19 protein-coding genes are annotated in these 22,305 nt (G+C 59.3%); 13 read left to right on the plus strand and 6 right to left on the minus strand.

The window, feature by feature from the left end; genetic code table 11:
* Positions 1–161: 161 nt before the first annotated feature.
* Genes ACR0DO_RS11550 through ACR0DO_RS11575 form a run of 6 tightly spaced genes read left to right on the plus strand, consistent with a single transcriptional unit; the run spans position 162 to position 6,604 of the window.
* Positions 162–1,049, plus strand: a complete 888-nt coding sequence (locus ACR0DO_RS11550; protein ID WP_480558859.1) for a cytochrome ubiquinol oxidase subunit II — start codon at positions 162–164, stop codon at positions 1,047–1,049.
* Complete coding sequence (locus ACR0DO_RS11555) at positions 1,046–3,130, plus strand: cbb3-type cytochrome c oxidase subunit I (RefSeq protein ID WP_480558861.1); 2,085 nt, start codon at positions 1,046–1,048, stop codon at positions 3,128–3,130. The genes ACR0DO_RS11550 and ACR0DO_RS11555 overlap by 4 nt, the downstream gene beginning before the upstream one ends.
* Positions 3,127–3,759 carry a cytochrome c oxidase subunit 3 gene (locus tag ACR0DO_RS11560; RefSeq protein ID WP_480558863.1) on the plus strand — a complete coding sequence of 211 codons (633 nt, stop codon included), beginning with the start codon at positions 3,127–3,129 and terminating at the stop codon, positions 3,757–3,759. Before ACR0DO_RS11555 ends, ACR0DO_RS11560 begins: the two co-directional genes overlap by 4 nt.
* Positions 3,752–4,078 (plus strand): cytochrome o ubiquinol oxidase subunit IV, encoded by a 327-nt coding sequence (locus ACR0DO_RS11565; RefSeq protein WP_170446781.1) that lies wholly within the window; start codon positions 3,752–3,754, stop codon positions 4,076–4,078. The genes ACR0DO_RS11560 and ACR0DO_RS11565 overlap by 8 nt, the downstream gene beginning before the upstream one ends.
* 22 nt (positions 4,079–4,100) lie before the next feature.
* A complete protein-coding gene (locus tag ACR0DO_RS11570) occupies positions 4,101–5,084 on the plus strand; it encodes an HlyD family secretion protein (RefSeq protein ID WP_480558865.1) in 984 nt (327 codons plus the stop codon).
* Positions 5,081–6,604, plus strand: coding sequence for a DHA2 family efflux MFS transporter permease subunit (locus ACR0DO_RS11575; protein WP_480558867.1), 1,524 nt, complete (start codon positions 5,081–5,083; stop codon positions 6,602–6,604). The genes ACR0DO_RS11570 and ACR0DO_RS11575 overlap by 4 nt, the downstream gene beginning before the upstream one ends.
* Here ACR0DO_RS11575 and ACR0DO_RS11580 read toward each other — a convergent pair.
* Positions 6,601–6,963, minus strand: a complete 363-nt coding sequence (locus ACR0DO_RS11580) for a fluoride efflux transporter FluC (RefSeq protein WP_480558869.1) — start codon at positions 6,961–6,963, stop codon at positions 6,601–6,603. The two genes, ACR0DO_RS11575 and ACR0DO_RS11580, sit on opposite strands and share 4 nt — an antisense overlap.
* A complete protein-coding gene (locus ACR0DO_RS11585; RefSeq protein WP_480558871.1) occupies positions 6,960–7,367 on the minus strand; it encodes a fluoride efflux transporter FluC in 408 nt (135 codons plus the stop codon). The genes ACR0DO_RS11580 and ACR0DO_RS11585 overlap by 4 nt, the downstream gene beginning before the upstream one ends.
* A 199-nt stretch (positions 7,368–7,566) precedes the next feature.
* Here ACR0DO_RS11585 and ACR0DO_RS11590 point away from each other — a divergent pair, with 199 nt between their 5' ends.
* From ACR0DO_RS11590 to ACR0DO_RS11600, 3 genes are all read left to right on the plus strand, one after another.
* A complete protein-coding gene (locus ACR0DO_RS11590) occupies positions 7,567–9,147 on the plus strand; it encodes an FMN-binding glutamate synthase family protein (protein ID WP_480558873.1) in 1,581 nt (526 codons plus the stop codon).
* 61 nt (positions 9,148–9,208) lie between these two features.
* Positions 9,209–9,748: an RNA polymerase sigma factor gene (locus tag ACR0DO_RS11595; protein ID WP_480558875.1), complete on the plus strand. Its 540-nt coding sequence runs from the start codon at positions 9,209–9,211 to the stop codon at positions 9,746–9,748.
* Positions 9,745–11,730, plus strand: coding sequence for a vWA domain-containing protein (locus tag ACR0DO_RS11600; protein WP_480558877.1), 1,986 nt, complete (start codon positions 9,745–9,747; stop codon positions 11,728–11,730). The genes ACR0DO_RS11595 and ACR0DO_RS11600 overlap by 4 nt, the downstream gene beginning before the upstream one ends.
* Positions 11,731–11,778: 48 nt before the next feature.
* On the opposite strand, the gene ACR0DO_RS11605 is transcribed toward ACR0DO_RS11600, so the two are convergent.
* From ACR0DO_RS11605 to ACR0DO_RS11620, 4 genes are read right to left on the minus strand one after another with little or no spacing between them, the layout of a single operon-like run.
* Positions 11,779–12,429 carry an ABC-type transport auxiliary lipoprotein family protein gene (locus tag ACR0DO_RS11605; RefSeq protein ID WP_480558879.1) on the minus strand — a complete coding sequence of 217 codons (651 nt, stop codon included), beginning with the start codon at positions 12,427–12,429 and terminating at the stop codon, positions 11,779–11,781.
* Positions 12,426–13,742 (minus strand): MlaD family protein, encoded by a 1,317-nt coding sequence (locus ACR0DO_RS11610; RefSeq protein ID WP_480558881.1) that lies wholly within the window; start codon positions 13,740–13,742, stop codon positions 12,426–12,428. The genes ACR0DO_RS11605 and ACR0DO_RS11610 overlap by 4 nt, the downstream gene beginning before the upstream one ends.
* A 5-nt stretch (positions 13,743–13,747) precedes the next feature.
* The gene (locus tag ACR0DO_RS11615) at positions 13,748–14,563 is read right to left on the minus strand and encodes an ABC transporter ATP-binding protein (protein ID WP_480558929.1); all 816 of its coding nucleotides are present in this window, start codon (positions 14,561–14,563) and stop codon (positions 13,748–13,750) included.
* 1 nt (position 14,564) lies between these two features.
* Positions 14,565–15,689 (minus strand): ABC transporter permease, encoded by a 1,125-nt coding sequence (locus tag ACR0DO_RS11620; RefSeq protein WP_480558883.1) that lies wholly within the window; start codon positions 15,687–15,689, stop codon positions 14,565–14,567.
* 262 nt (positions 15,690–15,951) lie between these two features.
* On the opposite strand from ACR0DO_RS11620, the gene ACR0DO_RS11625 reads away from it, so the two are divergent.
* The 4 genes from ACR0DO_RS11625 to ACR0DO_RS11640 all read left to right on the plus strand — a co-directional run bounded on the left by ACR0DO_RS11625 (position 15,952) and on the right by ACR0DO_RS11640 (position 22,249).
* Positions 15,952–17,484, plus strand: coding sequence for an alkaline phosphatase family protein (locus ACR0DO_RS11625; RefSeq protein WP_480558885.1), 1,533 nt, complete (start codon positions 15,952–15,954; stop codon positions 17,482–17,484).
* A gap of 96 nt (positions 17,485–17,580) precedes the next feature.
* Entirely contained in the window at positions 17,581–19,476 is a 1,896-nt protein-coding gene (locus ACR0DO_RS11630) for a PAS-domain containing protein (protein WP_480558887.1), read from the plus strand.
* Complete coding sequence (locus ACR0DO_RS11635) at positions 19,476–20,177, plus strand: response regulator transcription factor (protein ID WP_480558889.1); 702 nt, start codon at positions 19,476–19,478, stop codon at positions 20,175–20,177. The genes ACR0DO_RS11630 and ACR0DO_RS11635 overlap by 1 nt, the downstream gene beginning before the upstream one ends.
* Before the next feature lie 284 nt (positions 20,178–20,461).
* Positions 20,462–22,249 (plus strand): ABC transporter ATP-binding protein, encoded by a 1,788-nt coding sequence (locus tag ACR0DO_RS11640; protein WP_480558891.1) that lies wholly within the window; start codon positions 20,462–20,464, stop codon positions 22,247–22,249.
* Positions 22,250–22,305 lie beyond the last annotated feature (56 nt).

Consider the following 22,305-nt stretch of genomic DNA (forward strand, 5'->3'; position numbering starts at 1 on the left):
CAATTGGTGGTTTTAGAAAAAACCTTGAGAAATTTCCTGACTCTGCCGATAGTTGGCCGAAACGAAGGACAAGAGGACATCCAGGCGTGGCTTTGCTCAGACCTTCATATCTGTCATGTGCAATACCGCTTGCAGTCACGATTGTGTCGGCTTCGGTGCAGATGGCGTGGGCGAGTGGCAGTTTCATGGACCCGCAGGGGCCGATTGCTGCGATCCAGAAAACGCATCTGTTGCGCGCCACCGTTCTGATCATGGTGGCGGTGCTGCCGGTGTTGGTTTTGGTGCCGTTGATTGCGCTGCGATACCGGCGGCGCAAAGGTGGCTCAGCCGCCTATCGGCCGAAATGGGATTTTTCCGCCCGGCTGGAATTCGTCATGTGGGGCGTGCCGGTGCTGATTGTGGCGCTGTTGTCCTTCTATCTGTGGAAAGCGACGCATCGGCTGGATCCTTATTCCGCTGCTTTCGGCGAGACCCCGGCGCTGAACGTGCAGGTTGTCGGTCTCGATTGGAAATGGCTGTTCATCTACCCCGACCTCGGTATCGCCACCGTCGGTGAGTTGGGCATTCCGGTCAAACAGCAGGTTGCGATGACACTGACCACCGACACGGTCATGCAGTCCTTCATGATCCCGGCCTTGGCGGGGCAGATTTACGCCATGCCCGGGATGACGACAAAACTGCATCTGGTGGCGGACGCGCCCAAGACGATGCAGGGCGAAAACACGCAGTATAACGGCCGTGGTTTCACCAAGCAGAAGTTCCTGACCCAGGCCATGCAGCTTGAGGACTTCAACGCCTGGGTTGAAAGTGTCCGCGCCCACGGCATCCCCCTGACCGAGGACACCTATCGCACGCTCGCGATGCGTACGGATCGGGACGAAGTACAGGCGGCTTTGGGTACTGCCCTTATGCCGCTCAACGCTTTGTATTTCACGCTGGAGGAGGGCGATCTGTTCCAGTCCGTTCTGCATCGTTATCACGGCGGGCAACCTCTGCCGGCGGATCAACAGCCGGGAACGGTTGAGTTTGGGCAGGAGGCCCCGCAATGACCGATACCGGGTTCTTTGGCCGCCTGAACTGGGACGCGTTTCCGATCACCGGTCTGATCCAGACACCTAACACGAATGAGATCGTGGCGAATGCGGCCGCTGGCATTGTTGTCGTCGGCGTGATCGCCGTGGTCGGGTTGCTGACATGGTTCCGCCTGTGGGGGCCGCTATGGCGTGACTGGCTGACCAGTGCTGACCACAAGAAGATCGGCATCATGTATATCGTTTTTGCCATCGTCATGCTGGCGCGCGGCGTGCTCGAGGGTGTGGTCATGCGCGCCCAACAGGCAGCAGGGCCGGGCGATGGTTTCCTAGAGGCCGAACATTTCGCCGAGCTGTTCAGTACCCATGGCACCATCATGGTGTTCTTTGTCGCCGTGCCCTTTGTGTTCGGGGTCGCGAACTATCTGGTGCCGCTGATGATCGGTGCGCGGGATGTGGCCTTTCCGGTGATGAACCAGATCAGCCTCGGCCTGACGGTCTCGGCCGGTATGATGCTGATGGTGTCGCTGGTGGTGGGCAATTTCTCGACCGGTGGCTGGACGGCATACCCGCCCTATACCGGTGCAGCGTTCAATCCCGGGGTGGGGCCGGATTACTGGATCTGGGCCATTGTCGTCTCAGGCATTGGGACAACGCTGACGGGGATCAACTTTGCCGTCACCATCTATAAGCTGCGGGCACCGGGGATGAAGTTCATGCGGCTGCCGATGTATTGCTGGACGATCATCAGCAGCTCGATCCTGATCATCTTTGCCATGCCTCCGCTCGGCGTGGCTGCACTGATGCTGGCGGCGGACCGATATCTGGATTTCCACTTCTTCACCAACGACCTGGGCGGCAACATGATGAACTACGCCAACCTGTTCTGGCTGTTCGGCCACCCCGAGGTCTATCTGCTGGTGCTGCCCGCCTATGGCATCTATTCCGAGGTTTTCGCCACCTTCTCGGCCAAGCGGTTGTACGGGTATAACTCGCTGGTCATTGCCACCATGTGCATCGCGGTGCTGTCCTTTACCGTCTGGCTGCACCATTTCTTTACAATGGGGCAAAGCGCACTGATCAATGCGGTGTTTGGCATTGCGACGATGCTGATCGCTGTCCCGACTGGGGTGAAGGTCTATGATTGGATGGCCACCCTGTACCGCGGTCGCATCCGGTTTTCCGTTCCTATGCTGTATGGTCTGGCCTTCCTGATGCTGTTTGTCATCGGCGGCTTGTCGGGCGTGATCCTCGCCAACCCGACGGTCGACTATCAGGTGCACAACACCCTGTTCCTGGTGGCGCATTTCCACAACGCGCTGCTGCCGGGCGTGCTGTTTGGCCTGTTGGCGGCGTATAATTACTGGTTCCCCAAGGCCTTCGGGTTCCGCCTGAACGAGTTTTGGGGCCGGGTTTCGGTCGTGTGCTGGACAGTCGGGTTCCTGCTGACCTTCATGCCGCTCTATTTCGTGGGCCTGATGGGGATGCCGCGTCGGTCCTTCAGCTATAGCGACGCCTCTTTCCATCCCTACATGCTCGTCGCGATTGTCGGCGCACTGATCATCACCTGCGGGCTGCTGTCCATTCTGGTCCAGCTCTGGGTCAGCATTCGGGACCGCGAGAAGACCCGCGTGCCGATCGGAGACCCATGGGACGGGCGCACGCTGGAATGGTCGATCCCGTCACCGCCGCCGCCCTATAACTTTGCCATCATCCCGCAGGTGACCGACCGGGATAATTTCGCCGCCGCCAAAGAGCGGGGCGAGGCCTACCCCAGCCCTGGCGCCTATGAGGACATCACGATGCCGCGCAATACCGCGATCGGGTTTACCCTATGTGTGCTCAGCGGTGTGTGGATGTTCGCGCTGGTCTGGTGGATCTGGTGGCTGGCGGCTTTGATGACGGTTCTGATGCTTGTGTCCCTTATTGCCTGGACCTTCAACATCGACTTTGAAGAGGTCATCCCCGCCGAAGAGGTGCGCAAGCAGCACGAAGCCTGGCTTGATCTGGTGCGCAACGCCTCAGCCGTGGATCGTGACCATGAAACCGCCCCGGAAAACCGCGGCCTTGCCCGTCCCGATCTGGAGGCTGCGACATGAAGCGCGCGCCCACCCATAGCTATCCCGGTCTGAACCTTGGGCGGCGCCATGAAAGCGCCCACCGGGCCACCGAGGTCGTCACCTTTGGTTTCTGGGTCTTTCTGATGAGCGATCTGGTTTATTTCGGCCTGATGTTCGCGATCTACATCACCATGATCGACGCACAGGCGGGGGGGCCGGGGCCGCATGAGCTGTTCGACCTTTACAGCATCTTTGCCCAAACGCTGATCCTGCTGACCAGCAGTCTGACCGTGGGTCTGGCGATGCTGGCGCTGAAATACAACCTGCCGAGATGGCGGATCGTATTCTGGTTCTGCGTGACGCTTGTGTTGGGCCTCAGCTTTCTGGTGCTGGAGATCCGCGACTTCCTGGCCATGGCTGAAAAGGGTGGCATCCCCCAGCGCAGCGGTTTCCTGTCCGCATTTTATGGTTTGGTTCCGCTGCACGGGCTGCATGTCGCGGCAGGGTGTCTATGGCTGATCGTTCTGGGCATCCAACTTCGGATGTTCGGCCTGACCGACCTGTTGATGTCGCGCGTCGTGCGGCTGGCGCTGTTCTGGCACTTTCTCGACCTGATCTGGATCGGCATCATCACCATCGTCTATTTCGGAGGGCTGACCTATGGATAAGCGCAGCGAGATGCACCGGCGCGAACGTCGGCGGTATGTCATCGGCTATGGCGGCTCGCTTTTGCTGACGGCGGCGGTGTTCCTCATCGCTTACAAATACGGCATCGAAACCAAGGGGGTTTACCTTTCGATCGCATTGCTGGGGCTGGCGCAACTGATCGTGCAACTGGTCTATTTCCTGCATATCGACCGCCGCCGCAGCAGCCGCGAAGACCTTGATCTGATCCTGTTTTCGACACTGGTCCTGCTGATCATCATCCTCGGGACCGTCTGGATCATGGGAAATCTGGCGGTGCGGATGCACACCTATCCGATGTAAAGACCTGCGAAAGGCCCGAAGCATGAAGTCCTTCAAAATCGCCGCCGTCGCAGCCATGCTGATCGCCATCGCCGCCGGGCTGTTTCTGTATTGGCGGCACGAGGAACGGTATCCCTCGACCAAAGACGCTTATGTCGGCGCGAACATCATTAACGTGGCAGCGCAGGTGACCGGGCAGGTCGCCGAGGTTCCGATCACCGACAACCAGCCGATCAAGGCGGGTGATCTGCTGTTCACGATCGACGCTACGCAATTCAAGGCCTCTGTGGATCAGGCACAGGCCGATCTGGACAGTTCGCTTCAACAGGCGCAATCCTATTCCAATCAGATTACCGCAGCTGAGGCTGCGGTTCAGTCGTCTCAATCGGCCTACAACACCGCCAAAAACAATTTTGAACGGTCCAAAGCGCTGTTTTCGGACGGCGATGTGGCGCAGGTCTCGCTGGATCAGGCGACAACGGCGTTTGCCGAGGCCTCGGCCCGTCTGACCACCAGTCAATCCGAACTGTTGGCGCTGCAAAGCGGGCTTGCCGCGAAGCAGGACGAAGTCTTGGCCGCGCGCGCGCAGCTTGAGATTGCACAGGCCGATCTGAACTGGACCAAAGTCTACGCCACCGCAGATGGCTGGGTCGCCAACCTGTCCCTGCGTCCTGGATCGGCAGTTTCAGCCAACGCACCACAGTTTTCCATCGTCGAGGCTTCGGAGTGGTGGGTGGACGCGAATTTCAAGGAAACCGCACTGCCGCGGATCCGGCCCGGCCAGCCGGTTACGATCAAGGTTGATATGCTGCCGGGGGTTACCCTGACGGGCAAAGTGGCCTCGATCGGGCGCGGATCGGGGGACACGTTCTCGCTGTTGCCGTCCGAAAACGCCAGCGGCAATTGGGTCAAAGTGACCCGCCGGTTCCCGGTTCGTGTGGAACTTGACCCGACCGATATGCCGCTGCGCGTGGGTGGCAGCAGCAAAGTGACCGTGGACACCACAGCGGACCAGCCCGGCAAATGACCGATTCGGCGGCCAGCCGCGTCAACCCGGTGATTGTTGTCGCCGTTGTGCTCAGCGCCATTCTCGAGGTGCTGGACAGCACCATCGTCAACGTCGCGCTGCCCCATATTCAGGCGGCGTTCGGGGCCACGACCGATCAGGCGACGTGGATTCTGACCAGCTATATCGTCTCTGCGGTTGTCGTCATGCCCCTGACCGGCTTTGTTGCCCGCCGGGTCGGGCGCCGGCGGCTGATCCTGACGGCCATCACCGGTTTCACCACGATGTCCGTCATGTGCGGCCTGTCCTGGAGCCTTGAGACCATTGTCATCTTTCGCCTTGCCCAGGGCATGTTCGGCGCATTCCTGATCCCGCTATCCCAATCCATCCTGTTCGATGCCTTCCCCCGCGAAAAACGCGGCCAGGCGATGGCGGTTTTTGGGCTGGGCGTCGTGGTGGCCCCGGTTTTGGGACCGACGGTCGGGGCGCTTCTGACCGAGTATTTCTCGTGGCGGATGGTGTTTTTCGTCAACCTTCCGGTAGCCGCAATGGCGCTGCTGCTGCTGGCGGGCGAGTTGCCCGAGGATGAAACCGAAGAGGTGCGGATCGACTGGGCAGGTCTGGCCCTGCTGGCAATCGGCATTGGGTGCCTGCAGTTCATCCTCGATCAGGGAGAGACCAAGGACTGGCTGTCTTCGCGGGTCATTCAGGTCGCACTGATCGCCTCGGTTCTGGGGGCACTGGGGTTCATCGTCCACGCACTGACAACCAAACGACCAGTAGTGGACCTTCGGTTTTTCGCGGATCGCAACTTTGCCCTGTGCAATCTGGTCATCGCGGGTTTTGCCATCTCGCTGTTTGGCGGCATCGCTATCCTGCCGACCTTTGTGCAGAACCTGCTGGATTATCCCGTTATCGCCTCGGGGCACCTGTTCATTCCGCGTGGTATAACGGCGGGGTTATCGATGGTCTTGACGGGCGCAGTGTTGGTATCGCGGTTTGATCCCCGCCTTCTGGCCGGATTGGGGATGCTGTTGACGGCCATAAGCAATTTCATGATGGGCGCGCTGAACATGAATGCGGGATTCTGGGAGCTGGCCTGGCCGGGGGCAGTCAGCGGGCTGGGGATGGGGTTGGTTTTTGTGCCGATGTCGATTCTGGCGTTCGAGAGCATCTCCAAATCCCGGCAGGACGAAGCGTCGGGCCTGTTCAACGTGACCCGGCAACTGGGCTCTTCGGTTGGGATATCTCTGGTGGGCACGTGGGTTGTGCGTGGGTTGCAGACAAATACGGCGGTCCTGAGTCAGAATGTGACGCCCTATAACCCGGCGGCGCAGGCTTACTTGCAGCCTCTTGGCCTGACTCCCGAAAGTGCCGAAGGGGCTGCCATTCTGGGGCAGGTGATCGGCCAGCAGGCCGAGCTGATTTCCTATCTGACTGTCTTCAACAATCTGGGATTGCTGGCCCTGGCGACTATACCGCTGCTGTTTTTCTGCAAAGCGCCCAAACCCGGAACGCAGGCTGCTGTCGCCGCGCATTAGCGCATCAGCACCAAACCCACCCAAAGGGCAAACCAGCATAAGCCGAGGCTGAGCAGGATGTTTCCCGCGGCCAGCGCGATTGTCCGTTCCCGCCGCAGTTCCAGCGATTGATACGCAAAGCTGGAAAAGGTGGTGAAGCCGCCGCAGAAGCCAAATACCAGCCGTCTTTCCTCTTCACCCAGATCAACCGGCCCGCCAAGGTAACCAATCCACAGACCCAATAGCAGGCTGCCCAGGACGTTCACGATCAGCGTTGCAAAGGGCAGGTCATGGTTGACGCGCAAAGCGATCCAGTGCCGCAGCACCGCGCCCAACCCGCCGCCCAATCCGAACATGGCGTGAAGATAGAGCACACTCATCCCGCCGACCTCTGCCCGTGAAGCCGCCGCCCAATGGCCTCGCCCAGAATAGCGGCGGCAAGGCCGACGGCAATTTCAAGTGAGGCGGCGGAAATGGCACTCCAAAGGTGCGCTTCAGCCATTCGTTCCAGTTCGGCCACAAAAGAGGAAAAGGTCGACAACCCGCCGCAGAACCCCACCGCCCCCAGATGCAGCACATGCGCGTGGACACGGTTGCGAACCGCATACAGCCAACCAAGCACGAAACAGGCCACGACATTGATACCGAAGGTCGCCGTCAGCACCGGCGCACCGGGGATCTGGGCCGAGAACGCCTCGCGCAGCAGCGACCCAGCAGCGCCGCCCATGAAAACGGCGGTGAACATGATGGCCGTGGTCCGGACGGCGGGTCGGGTTTGTGTCACGGCCGGTTGTCCTGCCCAAGTTTACCTCTGTTTCGGCATACCTACTGCCGAAGCTTGGATCAACTGCCGCCAAATCCTCTGCCTGCCTCACAATCCCGTCGGATCGCGTGAGCCCGGGGCGCAAACGCTTGCAATCAAATGCCGATTTGATCCACGGTTGCTACAAGGTTGATATGGCAGCACTTTGGGAGAGCACGAAATGATTGTACGCAGACTCTATTATGTCCTGAGCTACGTGTGCCTTCCCCTGACCTTGCTGTGGGGTTTTTTCTGGCCACCGGCCCATTGGTTGCTGGTGATCCTGATCCCCTATGCCGTGGTTGGACTGTATGACATGCTGACCACCAAGCACAACGTACTGAACAACTACCCGGTTCTGGGCCATTTCCGGTACATGCTGGAATTCGTCAGCCCGGAAATCCGTCAGTATTTCGTAGAAACCAACGAAAGCGGGCGCCCTTACAACCGGATCATTCGCAGCCTGGTCTATTCCCGCGCCAAAGGGCAGGTGGATACGCAGGCCTTTGGCACGCAATACGATATCCTGACTGTAGGATATCACCGCGCCAATCACTCGCTTGCGCCCAAGGAAGTGCCGGAAAGCGAAGAGCGGATCATGCTGGGCGGTCCGCAATGCACCAAACCCTACAGCGCCTCGCGTCTTAACGTTTCGGCCATGAGCTTCGGTGCACTCAGCGCCAATGCGATCCGGGCGCTGAATGGCGGTGCCAAGGACGGCGGTTTTGCGCATAACACGGGTGAGGGGGGCCTGTCCCCGCACCATCTGGCCGAAGGTGGCGATATCATCTGGCAGATTGGCACCGGGTATTTCGGGTGTCGTACGCCGGAAGGAGGGTTCGACAAGGACCTGTTCGCTGAAAAGGCCAAGAAGGATGTGGTCAAAGCGATTGAGATCAAACTGTCTCAGGGTGCAAAGCCGTCTCATGGCGGGGTGCTGCCAGCAGCCAAGGTCGACAAAGAAATCGCGGAAATCCGTGGCGTGCCCGAGCATCAGGATGTCATCTCTGCGCCCATCCACTCGGCCTTTGAGGGGCCGACCGGCTTGTTGCATTTCGTGCAACATCTACGAGAGATGTCGGACGGCAAACCCATTGGGTTCAAGCTGTGTATCGGCAGGCCGTCCGAGTTCATGGCAATCTGCAAGGCGATGTTGGAAACCGGCATTCTGCCTGATTTCATTACAATTGATGGAGCCGAGGGCGGCACCGGCGCGGCACCGGTCGAATTTACCAACCGCCTGGGTATGCCGCTGAACGAGGCGCTGATCTTCGCCAACAACTGCCTGCGCGGCGTGGGCCTGCGCGACAAGATTCGGATCATCTGTTCGGGCAAGGTGGCCACCGGCTATGACATGGTCGAAAAATTCGCGCTTGGGGCCGATATGTGCAACGCGGCGCGGGCGATGATGTTTGCGGTGGGCTGCATTCAGGCGCTGCATTGCAACACCAACCGCTGCCCTTCGGGCGTGGCAACGCAGGATCCGATCCGTGGACGCGCGGTACACGTGCCGCAAAAACGCAAACGGGTTCATCGTTTCCACGACGCCACACTCGAGAGCTTTCGCGAACTTCTGGGTGCCATGGGCAAGGAAAAGGTCTCGGACTTGCATCCGGGCGATATTCGCCGCCGTACGGCGGATGAACGGGAATGGTCCTATGCCGATCTCTACACGTTCATCGACGAAGGTGTTCTGCTGACGGACGCGATCCCGGAGGAGTTTGCAAGAGACTGGAAAATGGCTTCGGCGGATCGTTTCTGATTTTTTTCGTCCTGCCGCCAAGGATTGATCTTTCCGATCCGTCTTACCCATCGTGATGCGCATGACAACATCGGATGAGAATCTGGCCAAAGCCGCCGCAAAAGGGGACGCTGACGCGTTTGCTGCCCTGTTGGCGCGGCATTATGATCGGGTTTTCCGTCTGGCCTTTCGCCTTACCGGGCGGGCCGATCAGGCCGAGGACCTGACGCAAGATATCTGCGCGGCCCTTCCAGCTAAGATCGCCGGCTTCCGGGCACAGGCCAAATTCACCACCTGGCTGTACCGGGTTGTCGTCAATGCCGCCGAAGACGCGCGCCGTCGTCAGGCCAGCCACAGCCGCGCTGCTGTGGGGTGGGGTGATGTCGAACAGATGCGGCGGGCCGAGGCTGCGGAAACCGCCGAAGCCGTCGATTGGTTGCAGCGGGCCATGCGATCCCTGCCGCAGGATTTGCAGGATACGCTGGCCCTGACGTTGGAAGATGAGATGACCCATGCCGAAGCCGCCGACGTGCTGGGCGTGTCCGAGGGCACGGTGTCCTGGCGCATGTCGGATATCCGCAAGCGCCTGCGGGTGCTGCGGCAAGAGGAGCTGGCCCCATGACAGACGATCTTGAAGACCTCAAAACCCTGATGGACGCCGCCACCCCCGCGCCAGACGCGCAGCGGCGGGCTGAAAATCTGCAACAGGCGCAAAAAGTTTTCGCCCGCGCCCAAGGATCGCGCGCCGACATGCGTCCGACTGTCAAGCGAGGCCTGATGGCCCGCATGACAGAAGGAGCGAAATCCATGTTGAATGCCCTCTCGCATCGCGGTGCTTTGACCGCGACAACCGCAATTGCTGCTGTGGCTCTGGTCGTGATCCTGCCGCAGACCCGCGATTACGTGGTGAACCCCACATCTTGGACCGAAAACCGACGGGCTGAAGTACCGGTTCAAACAGTGGAAACAGATCAGGAGGCTGCGGTTGAACACAGCCTATTGCAGGATGCCCTGCCGGACTCGATTGTTGAGGAACCAATGGTGCTTGAGGAAGCTGTGCCGCCTTCAACGGGTCCCCGCGTTTTGAGCAAACGGGCAACCACAGGTTTGGGTGCCACAACCGAGCTTAGGGAGGGTGCGGAACTGTACGACGGCACAGCCTCAATGGCGCCGGCACCCGTTCAAAGTGATCTTCATATTGTACCCGAACAGAACACCGAAGCCTTTGCCAATGCCGAAAACAACCCGTTGAAAGTTACAGCGGACGACCCGGTATCGACCTTCTCGATTGACGTCGATACGGCCTCATACTCGATTGTCCGGTCCTCGTTGCTGCGCGGCCAGTTGCCACCGAAAGACGCGGTGCGGGTGGAAGAGATGGTGAACTATTTCCCCTACAGCTATCCCGCGCCCAAAGGGGATGCACCGTTCCGGCCGACCATTACCGTCTCGCCAACGCCTTGGAACGAGGGCACGCAACTGGTCCATATCGGCATTCAGGGGGCGCTTCCGCAGGTCGAGGATCGCCCGCCGCTGAACCTCGTCTTTCTGATCGATACCTCCGGATCGATGCAGGATACGAACAAACTGCCGTTGCTGAAACAGTCCTTCCGGCTGTTGCTGTCGGAACTGCGGCCCGAGGATCAGGTCTCGATCGTCACTTACGCGGGCAGCGCGGGGCAGGTGCTGGAGCCGACGCCGGCGGCGGAGAAAACCAAGATCCTGACTGCGCTGGATCAGTTACAGGCCGGTGGCTCGACCGCCGGGCAGGCCGGGCTGCAACAAGCCTATCAGGTGGCGGAAGGCATGGCCGAGGACGGAGAGGTGACCCGCGTCATTCTGGCCACCGATGGGGATTTCAATGTCGGCCTGTCGGACCCCGACGCCTTGAAAGACTTCATCGCCCGCAAACGAGACAGCGGCACCTTCCTGAGCGTTCTGGGTTTTGGCCGCAGCAATCTGGACGACGCGACCATGCAGGCGCTGGCGCAGAACGGCAACGGGCAGGCGGCCTATATCGATACGCTGGGCGAGGCGCGCAAAGTGCTGGTCGATCAGCTGACCGGCGCCCTGTTTCCGATTGCAAATGACGTAAAAATTCAGGTCGAATTCAACCCGGCACAAATCGCCGAATATCGCCTGATCGGATATGAAACCCGTGCCCTGCGGCGCGAGGATTTCTCGAACGACAAGGTGGATGCAGGCGACATCGGCGCCGGTCATACGGTGACGGCGATCTACGAGGTGACGCCCGTGGGCTCGGATGCAATCCGAAATGGTCCGCTGCGCTATGCCGAACCATCGGCATCCGATGGGTCCGATGAGATCGGGTTCTTCAAGCTGCGCTATAAAAAGCCCGGTGCGTCCGAAAGCCAGTTGATTGAAGAACCGATCCTGCCGGGGCAGGGACAGTCGACCGGGGATGTCCGGTTCTCCTATGCCATCGCGGGGTTTGGCCAGTTGCTGCGTGGTGGGGAATATCTGGGCAGTTGGTCGTACGAAGACGCAATCGCCCTGGCCAATGGCGCCAAAGGTCAGGACCCGTTTGGCTACCGGGCCGAGGCCGTGACTCTGATGCGCCTGGCCGAAACGCTGGCGCAATAACACTGGCTTCTGGGTGCTGGCATCCGTCGGCGCCCAGTTCTCAGGGTCCTAGAACTGTCGCGGAGTGTTGGCGGTGTGGGTGTTGATTCTACGCACGCTCCATTCCACCGCATCCCGCATGGTCTTGCCCAGAGCTTCATCAAAAGCCTTAACCAGATCCGGTGTCTGATCGCTGGCCGCGATCACGTATTCCTGAAACGAGTCCGAAGCGATGATCTTGTCTTCGAACTCGTCGATGATCTTGATGTTGATGCGCACTTCCACCCGGATGGTTTGTTTGCCGTCAACATCATTGATTACTATGCCCTGAAACTCCCGCAGATCGGGCACGATGACGTAATCCGCACGCAGACCAACAGTGGATCGGCCAACTGCGGCGACCTTGCCGCTGTTTTCATAGCTTTCGACCAACAGCGCCTGCACGATCAGCGGGGCCCGGTCCACCCAGCGTGCGCGCGGCAGGTACTGAACCTGTAACGGCGTGGGTTGGATGGCGATCTGATCGGTGTTGACCGCTGCGGTGGCCGTCGGCTCCTGCACCACGATCTGCCTCTGAACGCGCGGAAGCGAAGTGGAAAATGTGCTTTTGGGCGTAAGCAGATACAGGTCATTAGGCTTGGAAGCTTGCCGGAGCGTCTCCAAACCCGTGCATCCCCCCAACGACACAAGGGCAAGACCCAAAAGAAGAAACCTGATCATTGACGAAACTCCGATGCCTGGGTTCCAAGTAGGAAGCGTGCGGGGTCACGTTCGACCTTGTCCACCAGCCGGTCCAGGCTGATGACCAGACGCTGTGACTCTTCGACAAAACGCGTGAATTGGGGCAGGCCGACCCGCAGAAAGTCCGACAGTTGGCGGCGGTTGGCCTGCACGATACCGTCGATGGTGCCCAACAGCTCCGAGGCGGATTGGGAGGCGCTGAGGATATCGGCCGAGATATCGTCGAGCCGCTTGGTGACGTTTTTCACGGTCGAGGACACTTCGTTCGCCGCCGTTCGGATGTCATTCATTACCGTGCCGATATCTTCGTTTATGACCTTGTTGGCCGAGTCAAAGGCGCGCTCTGCCGATGTCAGGGTACCTTTTGCAGTCTCCATCGTGCCGGTGATCGATCCCAGGGTCTTGTTGGCGTTCAAGAAGGTTTCCGAGATCGTTGCCAGGGCCACGTCAGCCTCACCCGAAAGGCCGTTCAGGTTTTCGGCCAATGTCGTCACCCGCTCGATCAGCGGGCGGATATCTTGCTGAATGACGCGGTCGGCGGTTTCGATGGTGGTTTTGGCGCTGTCCAGCGCGGCCGTTGCGGATTCCGATGCTGTTTTCACGCTGTTCAGCGTGTCTGTGCCAGTGGTCAGAGTGCTTTCAGCGGTATCCGCCAACTTGTCCAGCCGATCCGTGAAATCGCCAAGTTTCTTGGCCGCGCCACCCAGATCCGTTGACAGGTTCTCAAAATCCGTGAGCGTCTTGTTCAGCTTGCCCGAAGCCGAGGCGACGTTGTCCAGAATGTCGCTGACCGACTTTCGGTTCTTGTCATCGACCACGGCATTGAGGTTTTCCAACAAGGTGACGGCCTCGTCCAGCACTTTCGGCGCGCCTTCGAACAGCGATTGGATCGCGCTGCGCTTGCTTTTGATCACGCTGTTTTCCGGCAATTTGGTGCCGCTGGCCGATCCGCCGGTCAGTTCGACATAGCTGACGCCCGTCACGCCCAGGGATTGCAGCTGTGCGATTGTATCATCGGTCACCGGGATATCGGCGTCGACCTCAAGCTTGACCCGCACCTTGGACGGGTCCTCATCGTCCAGTTGCAGCGAGATCACCTGCCCGACCGGCAGGCCGTTATAGCTGACGCCGCCCGCAGCCGACAGGCCCGAGACATTGTCGAACAGCACGTCGTAATAGGCGTATTGCCGTGAGACTTCGAATTTGGCGAGCCACAGGAAAAAGCCAAATGCGCCAAGGATCCCGGCAAGGGTGAAGGCGCCGATCAGGATATAGTTCGCTCGGGTTTCCATGGCCTCTACCTGTCCTGCCCCTTCTCTTGCGCTGCGCGCGCCCGGGGGCCGGTGAAGTACTCCTGCACCCAAGGATGATCGACTTTGGTCATTTCTTCAATCGGACCTTCAACCAGAACGCGTTTTTCCGCAAGAACCGCGATGCGGTCGCAAATCGCGTAAAGGCTGTCCAGATCATGCGTGACCATGAACACCGTCAGCCCCAGCGCGTGCTGCAATTCTCCGATCAACTCGTCATAGGCCGCAGCCCCGATCGGGTCCAACCCGGCAGTGGGCTCGTCCAGAAACACGATCTCGGGGTCCAGCGCCAAGGCGCGAGCCAAGGCCGCGCGTTTGCGCATCCCGCCGGACAGTTCCGAGGGAAACTTGCCACAGCTCAGTTGCGGCAGGCCAACAAGGCTGATCTTCAGGCTGCCCAGGGCCTGCATCAGCCTTTCGCTGATCCCGGTATGTTCGCGCAGCGGCGCCATGACGTTCTGCAAAACGGTCAGCGAGGAAAACAGCGCGCCGTCCTGAAACGCAACGCCCCAACGCTTTTCGATGCGCCGGCGTTCCTGTTCGGGGCCATTCAGCACGTCGACACCCAGCACCTCGATACTGCCGGCGGCGGGTGTGTTCAGCCCGACAATCGTCCGCAGCAGCACGGATTTGCCGGTACCCGAGCCGCCAACTATGCCCAGCACCTCGCCGCGCCAGACATCCAGATTGAGGTTTTCATGCACGACCTGTGGTCCGAACCGGTTGGTCAGGCTGCGCACGCGGATCACCGCCTCTCGCTGGGCGTTGGTGTCCGAGGTCTGTTCCAGCACGGTTCCGTCCATATCAGACATCCAACGCCGAAAAGAAGATCGAGAACAGCGCGTCCAGCGCGATGACCATGAAGATGGCCTGCACCACGGATGCGGTCGTTCTCTGGCCGACGCTCTGGGCTGATCCCTTGACCTGCATTGCCTGCCAGCAGGCGATAACCCCGATCACCAGCGCAAAGAACGGGGCTTTGATCATGCCGATGGCAAAGTGCCAGATACCGGTGCTTTCCTTCAAACGGGTCACGAACATGCCGGGGCTGATGTCCAGATCGATCCAGCTCATCAAGCCGCCACCGAACAGGGCGGCCATATCGGAAATGAAACCAAGGATCGGCAGCATGATCAACAAGGCCACGACCCGCGGAATGACCAGCACTTCGATCGGGTCCAGACCCAGCGTGCGCATGGCGTCGATCTCTTCCTGCACTTTCATCGAGCCGATCGACGCGGTGAAGGCCGACCCGGACCGACCCGCAACGATGATGGCCGTCAGCAGGATGCCCAGCTCACGCAGAACCGAGATTGAAATCAGTTCGACGACAAAAATCTCGGCCCCGAACTGTTTCAGCTGAGTTGCCCCCTGAAAGGCCAGCACGACACCGATCAGGAACCCCATCAAAGCCACAATCGGGATCGCCTTGAATCCGACCTCTTCCATCTGGGACACCAGCGCCGCGCGGCGCAGACGCCAGGGCATGACGATGGTTCGGACAAGGCGATGCAGCGTCAACCCCAGGAAACCCAGCATCGAAAGCGAGTCTTTCCACGCCCCGACCGTACGTTCGCCAATGCTGGCGACCCAGTCGACAAAGCTGCGGTGCTCGGCCTCGATCCCCGGATCGTCGGGTATGTTTTCAGCCACAGTATCCAGCAGGGCGGAATGCGCAGGGCTCAGCCCTTCATACCTGACCTCGGCCCCGACGGCGCGCACGCGCCGCGCCAGATTTGCGATCAGCCACGCCCCGCCAGTGTCCAGCGCCTCGATATTGGACAGATCAAATGTGACCTTGCGACCCTGCGGCTGCACCGCCGCGAACGCCTGTTCCACCTTTTCCAGAGATTGGGTCAGCATTTCGCCCGAAATACGCAGGCAGACGCCGTCGGCGTCGGGGTCCGAATGTATCATGGGCTGCGTCATGGCCGTATGAGATGTGAAACCGGGTAGCGCTGCAACGGATTTCTGCGCACCACCGGGAATTGTCGCCGCACAATAGCAGCAGTGTGACAATTTCGGATCGACCGGGCGTCAGTGCGGCGGATTGCGCGCATCAACTCTGCTTTTCGTTTAAGTTCAGTTTTTTATGCCTGATCAAAACCCAACGTCACGAAGTGGTTGCGGAAGGGGCGAAGCGCGACAAAGATCACATCTGAAGCGCCTCGGTGGAATCAGGTTAGGTCAAATGAAGAAACCCGGAAATGTCCTGTTCGTCATCATCGATCAGTTGCGGGCGGATTGCCTGAATGGGGCCCTTGCGGCCCATGTCGATCTGCCCAACTTGCGCGCGTTCATGGCTGAGGCCGTAACGTTTGATCGGCACTTTTCAGTGACCAACCCTTGCGGGCCGTCGCGTGCTTCGATCCTGACGGGGCAGTATGCGATGAACCACCGGTCAATTCGCAACGGTACGCCGTTGCGGCACGACACGCCGAACATCGCGACCGAGATGCGCAAGGCCGGTTACCTGCCCATGTTGTACGGCTACACCGATACCTCGGCCGATCCACGAGTTTTCGATCCGGGTGATCCGATCCTGAAATCCTATGAAAACCCGATGGCCGGGTTTCACGAGGTTATCGAAATGCGGCTGGAGGAATCCTATCCCTGGCGGTCCTATCTGATGCAAAAGGGGTACGCGTTCGACGAGTATTGGGACGTATACAAGCCGGTTTCGCCAAATGGTGGTGCCCCGCGTCTGAACGACCCGGCCTTGTACCGGGCCGAGGACAGCGACACTGCCTTTCTGACCGACGCGTTCCTCAGCAGCATGGCGCCGTTCAAGGATCAGAGCTGGTTTGCGCATCTGACCTATATCCGGCCGCACCCGCCTCTGGTTGCCCCGGCGCCCTACAATGCCATGTATGATCCCGGTGCTTTGCCTCTGCCAGCCGGGTTTGCAGATATAGCCGACGAACGCGCGATGCATCCCTTCTTTGGCCCGGCGATGGAAAAGCAGTCGGCGAAGGATTTCGTCGAAGGGTTCGATACCTTGGACCCGACACCCGAAAACGTTCGGATGTTACGCTCGGTCTATCTGGGACTGGCGACCGAGGTGGATCATCATGTCGGTCGTGTCATCCAGTTCCTCAAGGACAGCGGTCAATATGACGATACCCTTGTGGTGATCACCGCCGACCACGGAGAGATGCTGGGCGATCACCACACCTGGGGCAAGATGACAGTTTATGACGCGGCCTATCATACGCCGTTGATGATCCGGATGCCAGGCAACCAGCATCACGCAGGAACCGTGGTGACAGTGCCGACAGAGTCCATCGACATCACCCCGACGATACTGGACTGGACCGGTTTGCCTATTCCGAACGCGATGGACGGGCGGTCCCTGATGCCGTTGCTGCAAGGAGAGGTCCCGGAGGATTGGCGCAGCTATTCGTTCAGCGAACTGGATTTCTCGGCCCCCGAAAAACCCAGCTTGTGGCAACAGCATCTCGGTACGGGCAACAGCGACTCGTGTCTGGGTATCCTGCGGGACGAGCGGTTCACTCTGGTCGAGTTCGCCGCCGACCTGCCGCCGCTTTTGTTCGATCAACAGGGTAAAGGCGAAATGGAGAACGTGGCGGAAAACCCCGACTATGCCGCAGATTTGGCACGTCTGGGGCGGATGATGCTACGGCACCGGATGCGGAACATGGATCATACGTTGTCGCTGCATTCGATCACCGCCGAAGGGCCGAAATCGAAACCCCGGTATTGAACCGCGGCGACAACAGCCGATCCCAATCTGTCGCGCCTGTGCCCTCTACACCTGTGACAAATCCGGTGTTACGCATGTGTTACGGAGAGGGTAAGTTTGGACATTACCGAACAGCACATAAAAGAGATGACGACCGCCGGTCTGAACCTGATCGGGCAGGCATTGTCGATTTATGACAGTCAGTTGCGGCTGGTTGTAAGCAACCGGCCGTTTCAGGCGATGTTCGATTTGCCGGATGAACTGGTCCAGCCGGGGGCGCGGTTCCGGGACACGATCCGCTATCTGGCGGCGCGTGGCGAATACGGTACCGACGCAGATGTCGAGGCCATCGTGGATTTGCGGGTCCAACAGGCGCTGACGTTTGAGCCGCACTATATGGAACGTGTCCGGGCCGACGGGCGGGTGATTTCGGTCGAAGGGGCGCCGCTGCCCAAAGGTGGCTGGGTTTCGGTCTACACCGATATCACCAACACCAAACAGGCCGAGGCCCTGCTGCGCGCCCGGTCCGAGGAATTATCGGATCAGTTGTTGGACCGCGCCGAAGAGCTTTCGGCAACCAACCGTAAACTGGCCGCCACCAATGCCGCGTTGGAAGAGGCCAAGCGCCAGCTGACCGAAATCGAAGCCCGTACGCGCATGACGACCGAAATGATGCCGGCCCATATTGCGCATCTCGACCCGGATGGGCGGTACGATTATTCGAACCGCCGGCTCAGCTCGGTCATGCCGGGTCGCCCGTCAGAGATTCTGGGCATGCATGTTTCTCAGGCTTTGGGAGCTGCGGCCTTCCCGCGTGTCGAACCCCATCTGCAAAAGGCCTATGGCGGCGAAGCCTCGGTGTTCGAGTTTACCGAAGATCAGGATTCCCGCCGTATCCGCGTGTCGTTTTCTCCGGATGGCGAAGGCGGCGTCTATGTGATGTCGGTCGATATCACCGAGGAAACCCAGGCGCGCGTCGCCCTTCAACAAACCCGGCGCCGGGCCATGGCGGCGCAGATGACCAGCGGGCTGGCGCATGATTTTTCAAACCTGTTGACGATCATTCTGGGAATGCAGTCCCGGCTGGAAAAGATGGACCTGTCCGCCGAGGCGCGGGAACTGGTGGCCGCCACCCAGCAGACGGCCCGGCGAGGGGGTCAGTTGCTGAACAGGATCGCGGACATGACTGGAAACCGCACCTTTCAGCCGAAAGCGACCGATATGCGCGGATTGCTCGAGGACCTGCGTATTCTGGCCTCGCCCTCCCTGCCGCGTGGCGTGGGGTTGTCGGTGGTGAACACACTGCCCGACGAGGCGCTGATGCTGGATCCGGGCATGGTTCAGGATGCTCTGCTGAATCTGGTGCTGAACGCGCGCGATGCTTGCGGCGGGTCCGGTCAGATCACCATCAGCGCCCATAAGATTGGCGATATCTGGATCGAGGTCGCGGTTTCGGACACCGGCTCGGGCTTTTCCGAGGAAGGGTTGGAAAAGGCGCTGAACCCGTTCTTTACCACCAAAGGCAGCAAGGGGTCGGGGCTGGGCCTGCCCATGGTCTATGATACCGTGAAACTTGCGGGCGGAGATCTGAATCTGCGCAATACCCCTTCGGGCGCGACGGTGGCCATGCGTTTGCCCTGTCGCCCGGCGCCGCCGATACAGGAAGGTTTGGTTTTGCTGGTCGAGGACAGTGACGACCTGCGCTGGCAATTCCGGGAAATGCTGGTCGACCTCGGGTTTTCGGTGATCGAGGCGACGTCGGCCGATGAAGCGCTGGCGCTGACGGCGGATATCGACGATATCGTGTTTGTGCTGTCGGACATTCGGCTGGAGGGGCAGGGGACCGGGCTGGATTTGTTGGCGCAGCTGAAACCCGCGCTGCCGTGCATTCTGATGACCTCTTTGCCCTATTCCGATCCGCTGCACCGGCAGGCGCTGACGCTGGCCCCGGTGCTGAGCAAACCGTTTACCCGGGCGCAACTGTCCGCCCTGATCAGAACCGAGGCCGCCTGATGACACAACCGCTGGTCACTATTGTTGATGATGAACCCGAAATCCGGTGCGTTCTGACCGATGCGCTGGAAGAGGCGGGGTTTCGCACCCAGTGCTTCGCCCGTGCTCGGGAATTCGAAGCTGCGTTGAAACGCGTGACACCGGATGTGTGCCTGGTCGATCTTTCCCTGCCCGACACAGACGGTCTGGCGCTTGTCCACCGGCTGGCGCTGGAACAGGGGGCGGCGGTGATCATCATCTCGGGCCGGGCGCAGGTGCAGGATCGTGTCACCGGCCTGGAACTTGGGGCCGATGACTATATAACCAAACCGTTCGACCCTGCCGAGGTCGTGGCGCGCATCCGGGCCAGATTGCGGTCCCCGCGCACGCAGGTGTCGCAATCGGATGTGGCGCGTTTCAATGGCTGGATCGCTCATTTTGACCGCTATGTGCTGGAGGACGGCAGCGGTGCGGAAACGCCATTCAGCCATGCGGAAGGCGAGGTTTTGCGGCTGTTTCTGGAAAGCCCCAAACGCCTGATCAGCCGGGCGCAGATGCAGGAAGCACTGGGCGGTGCCGCAGGTGACAGTTTCGACCGGGCGATGGATGTGCGTATATCCCGGCTGCGGACAAAACTGGGCGAAGATCCCAAAAATCCGCGCCTTATCAAGACGATCTATGGGGCGGGATATATTTTCCTGGGGGATGTCGAGTGGCGATAAAACGCCGATCAATATCTGGTGCGACTGTTGTTATTGTTGTCACATTTATGAAATAGACAAGCAATTACATATTGTTACACGCAAGCCAAACCGAAAAAGGTTGCTCCTGATGTCAACCGGGACACATCGGCCCCAATATCTGCGCGCTGCCTATGGATTCTTTGTGCAGTCGCGCATAACTAACAGCACCGCGTCCGACCATTGCCGCAATGGTGCGGTTTGGGGTCGGGGTAAGACCATGACGCTGTCAGGCATCGGAACCGCTGAGGGTTTTGGAGAATAGAATGATCAAAAAAACCTGGGCCAAATGGAAATCCGGTAATATTGGCCGTCTGCTGTTCGAAAGCCTCAGAAATCAGGGCTGGCTGTACGGGATCGCGATGGTGGCCATGGTCGGTGTCGCCGGAACAACGGCGGGTACCGCGTGGATGATGGAAAACATCGTTAACGCGATGACCGAGCCGGAGATGCGATCCAAGGTCGGGCTGATTGCCGCCGCCGTCATAGGGCTGTTTCTTGGCAAGGCGCTTGCGTCGTACATTCAGGCAGTCTTTCTGGCGCGCGCCGGCAACCGCATCATTGCTGTTCAGCAAGAGCGCCTTTACGCAAAGCTGATCAAACGCGGGGTCGGTTTTTTCTCAAGAAACGAATCCTCGGGCCTGTTGCTGCGCGTCACGCAGGGTGCGCAGGCGGCCAGGCGGCTGGTTGATGTCGTCGTGACAAGCTTTGTGCGCGACCTGCTGACCTTGATCGGTCTGATATTTGTCATGATTTACCAGCAACCGATGCTATCGGTGCTGTTTTTCGTCGTCGGCCCGGTTGCGTTGATCAGCGTTCGCATGTTGCTGAAACGTGTGAAAGCGATCATGCAATCCGAGATGATGGCACTGTCTGAAATCATCAAGGTTCTGCAGGAAACGTCTGGCGGAATCACGATCATCAAAGTCTTTGCCCTTGAAGACCACATGGCGAATCGCATGAACGGGGCTATCAGGACGGTCGAGGAACGTGCAAACTCGATTTCCAAGCTGCAGTCAATCGCCAGCCCGTTGATGGAACTTCTGGCAGGTTTTGCGATTGCGGGCATTCTGGTGATCAGCACTATCGGCATCGGAGACAGCGAACCAACTTCGGCAGGTCAGCTGATGTCCTTTATCACAGCGTTGCTGATGGCTTACGAGCCCGCTAAACGCCTGTCGAAAATGCGTGTTATCATCGAAACCACCCTGGTTCCGATCAACATGATGTTCGAGCTTCTGGACGAAGAAGATCAGATGCGGGAAAGCCCCGACGCCAAAACCCTGGTCACGGGTGCGGGTGAAATCCGTCTCAAGGACCTGACGTTTGGGTACAAAGGTGACACACCGGTCCTTTCGAATATGAACCTGACATTCGAGGCCGGCAAGACGACGGCTCTGGTCGGTCAATCCGGTGGTGGTAAATCAACGATCTTCGGTCTGATCATGCGTTTCTATGATCCCGATTCCGGAACTGTTGAGATCGATGATCAGGACTTGCAGGGCGTGAGTTTTGCTTCACTGCGTCAGAAGATTTCCTATGTCGGCCAGGAAACATTTTTGTTTTCGTCCTCGGTTATGGATAACCTGAGATATGCGCGCCCGGACGCCACCGATGAAGAAGTGATGGAGGCCGCCCGCGCCGCCCATGCCCATGATTTCATCAGAAAGCTGGAATATGGCTACGATACGCCTGTCGGAGAGAATGGTGCGTTTTTGTCCGGTGGGCAAAAACAGCGCCTCGCAATCGCGCGTGCAATTCTGCGCAAATCGGAAATTCTGTTGCTGGACGAGGCTACCAGTGCTCTTGACGCGGAATCCGAGACTCTTGTGAAAAAGGCTTTGGACCGGCTGACCGAGAATGTGACCACGATTGTCATTGCCCACCGATTGTCGACCGTGCTTGAGGCAGACAAGATTGTCGTCATTCAGGAAGGCGAAGTTCTTGAAGAAGGTAATCTTGAAACCCTGATCGAGAAGGACGGGGTGTTCCGCCAGTTGTTCGACCATCAGTTTAAACAGCCAGCGTCCGAAGGGGTTACCTCTTCGCAATAACGTGTGGGCGCCAAAGGGATGCAATCGGCACAAGCAGGCCTGTGCCGACTGTCGAA

It is taken from the genome of Ruegeria sp. AM9, from assembly GCF_056540565.1.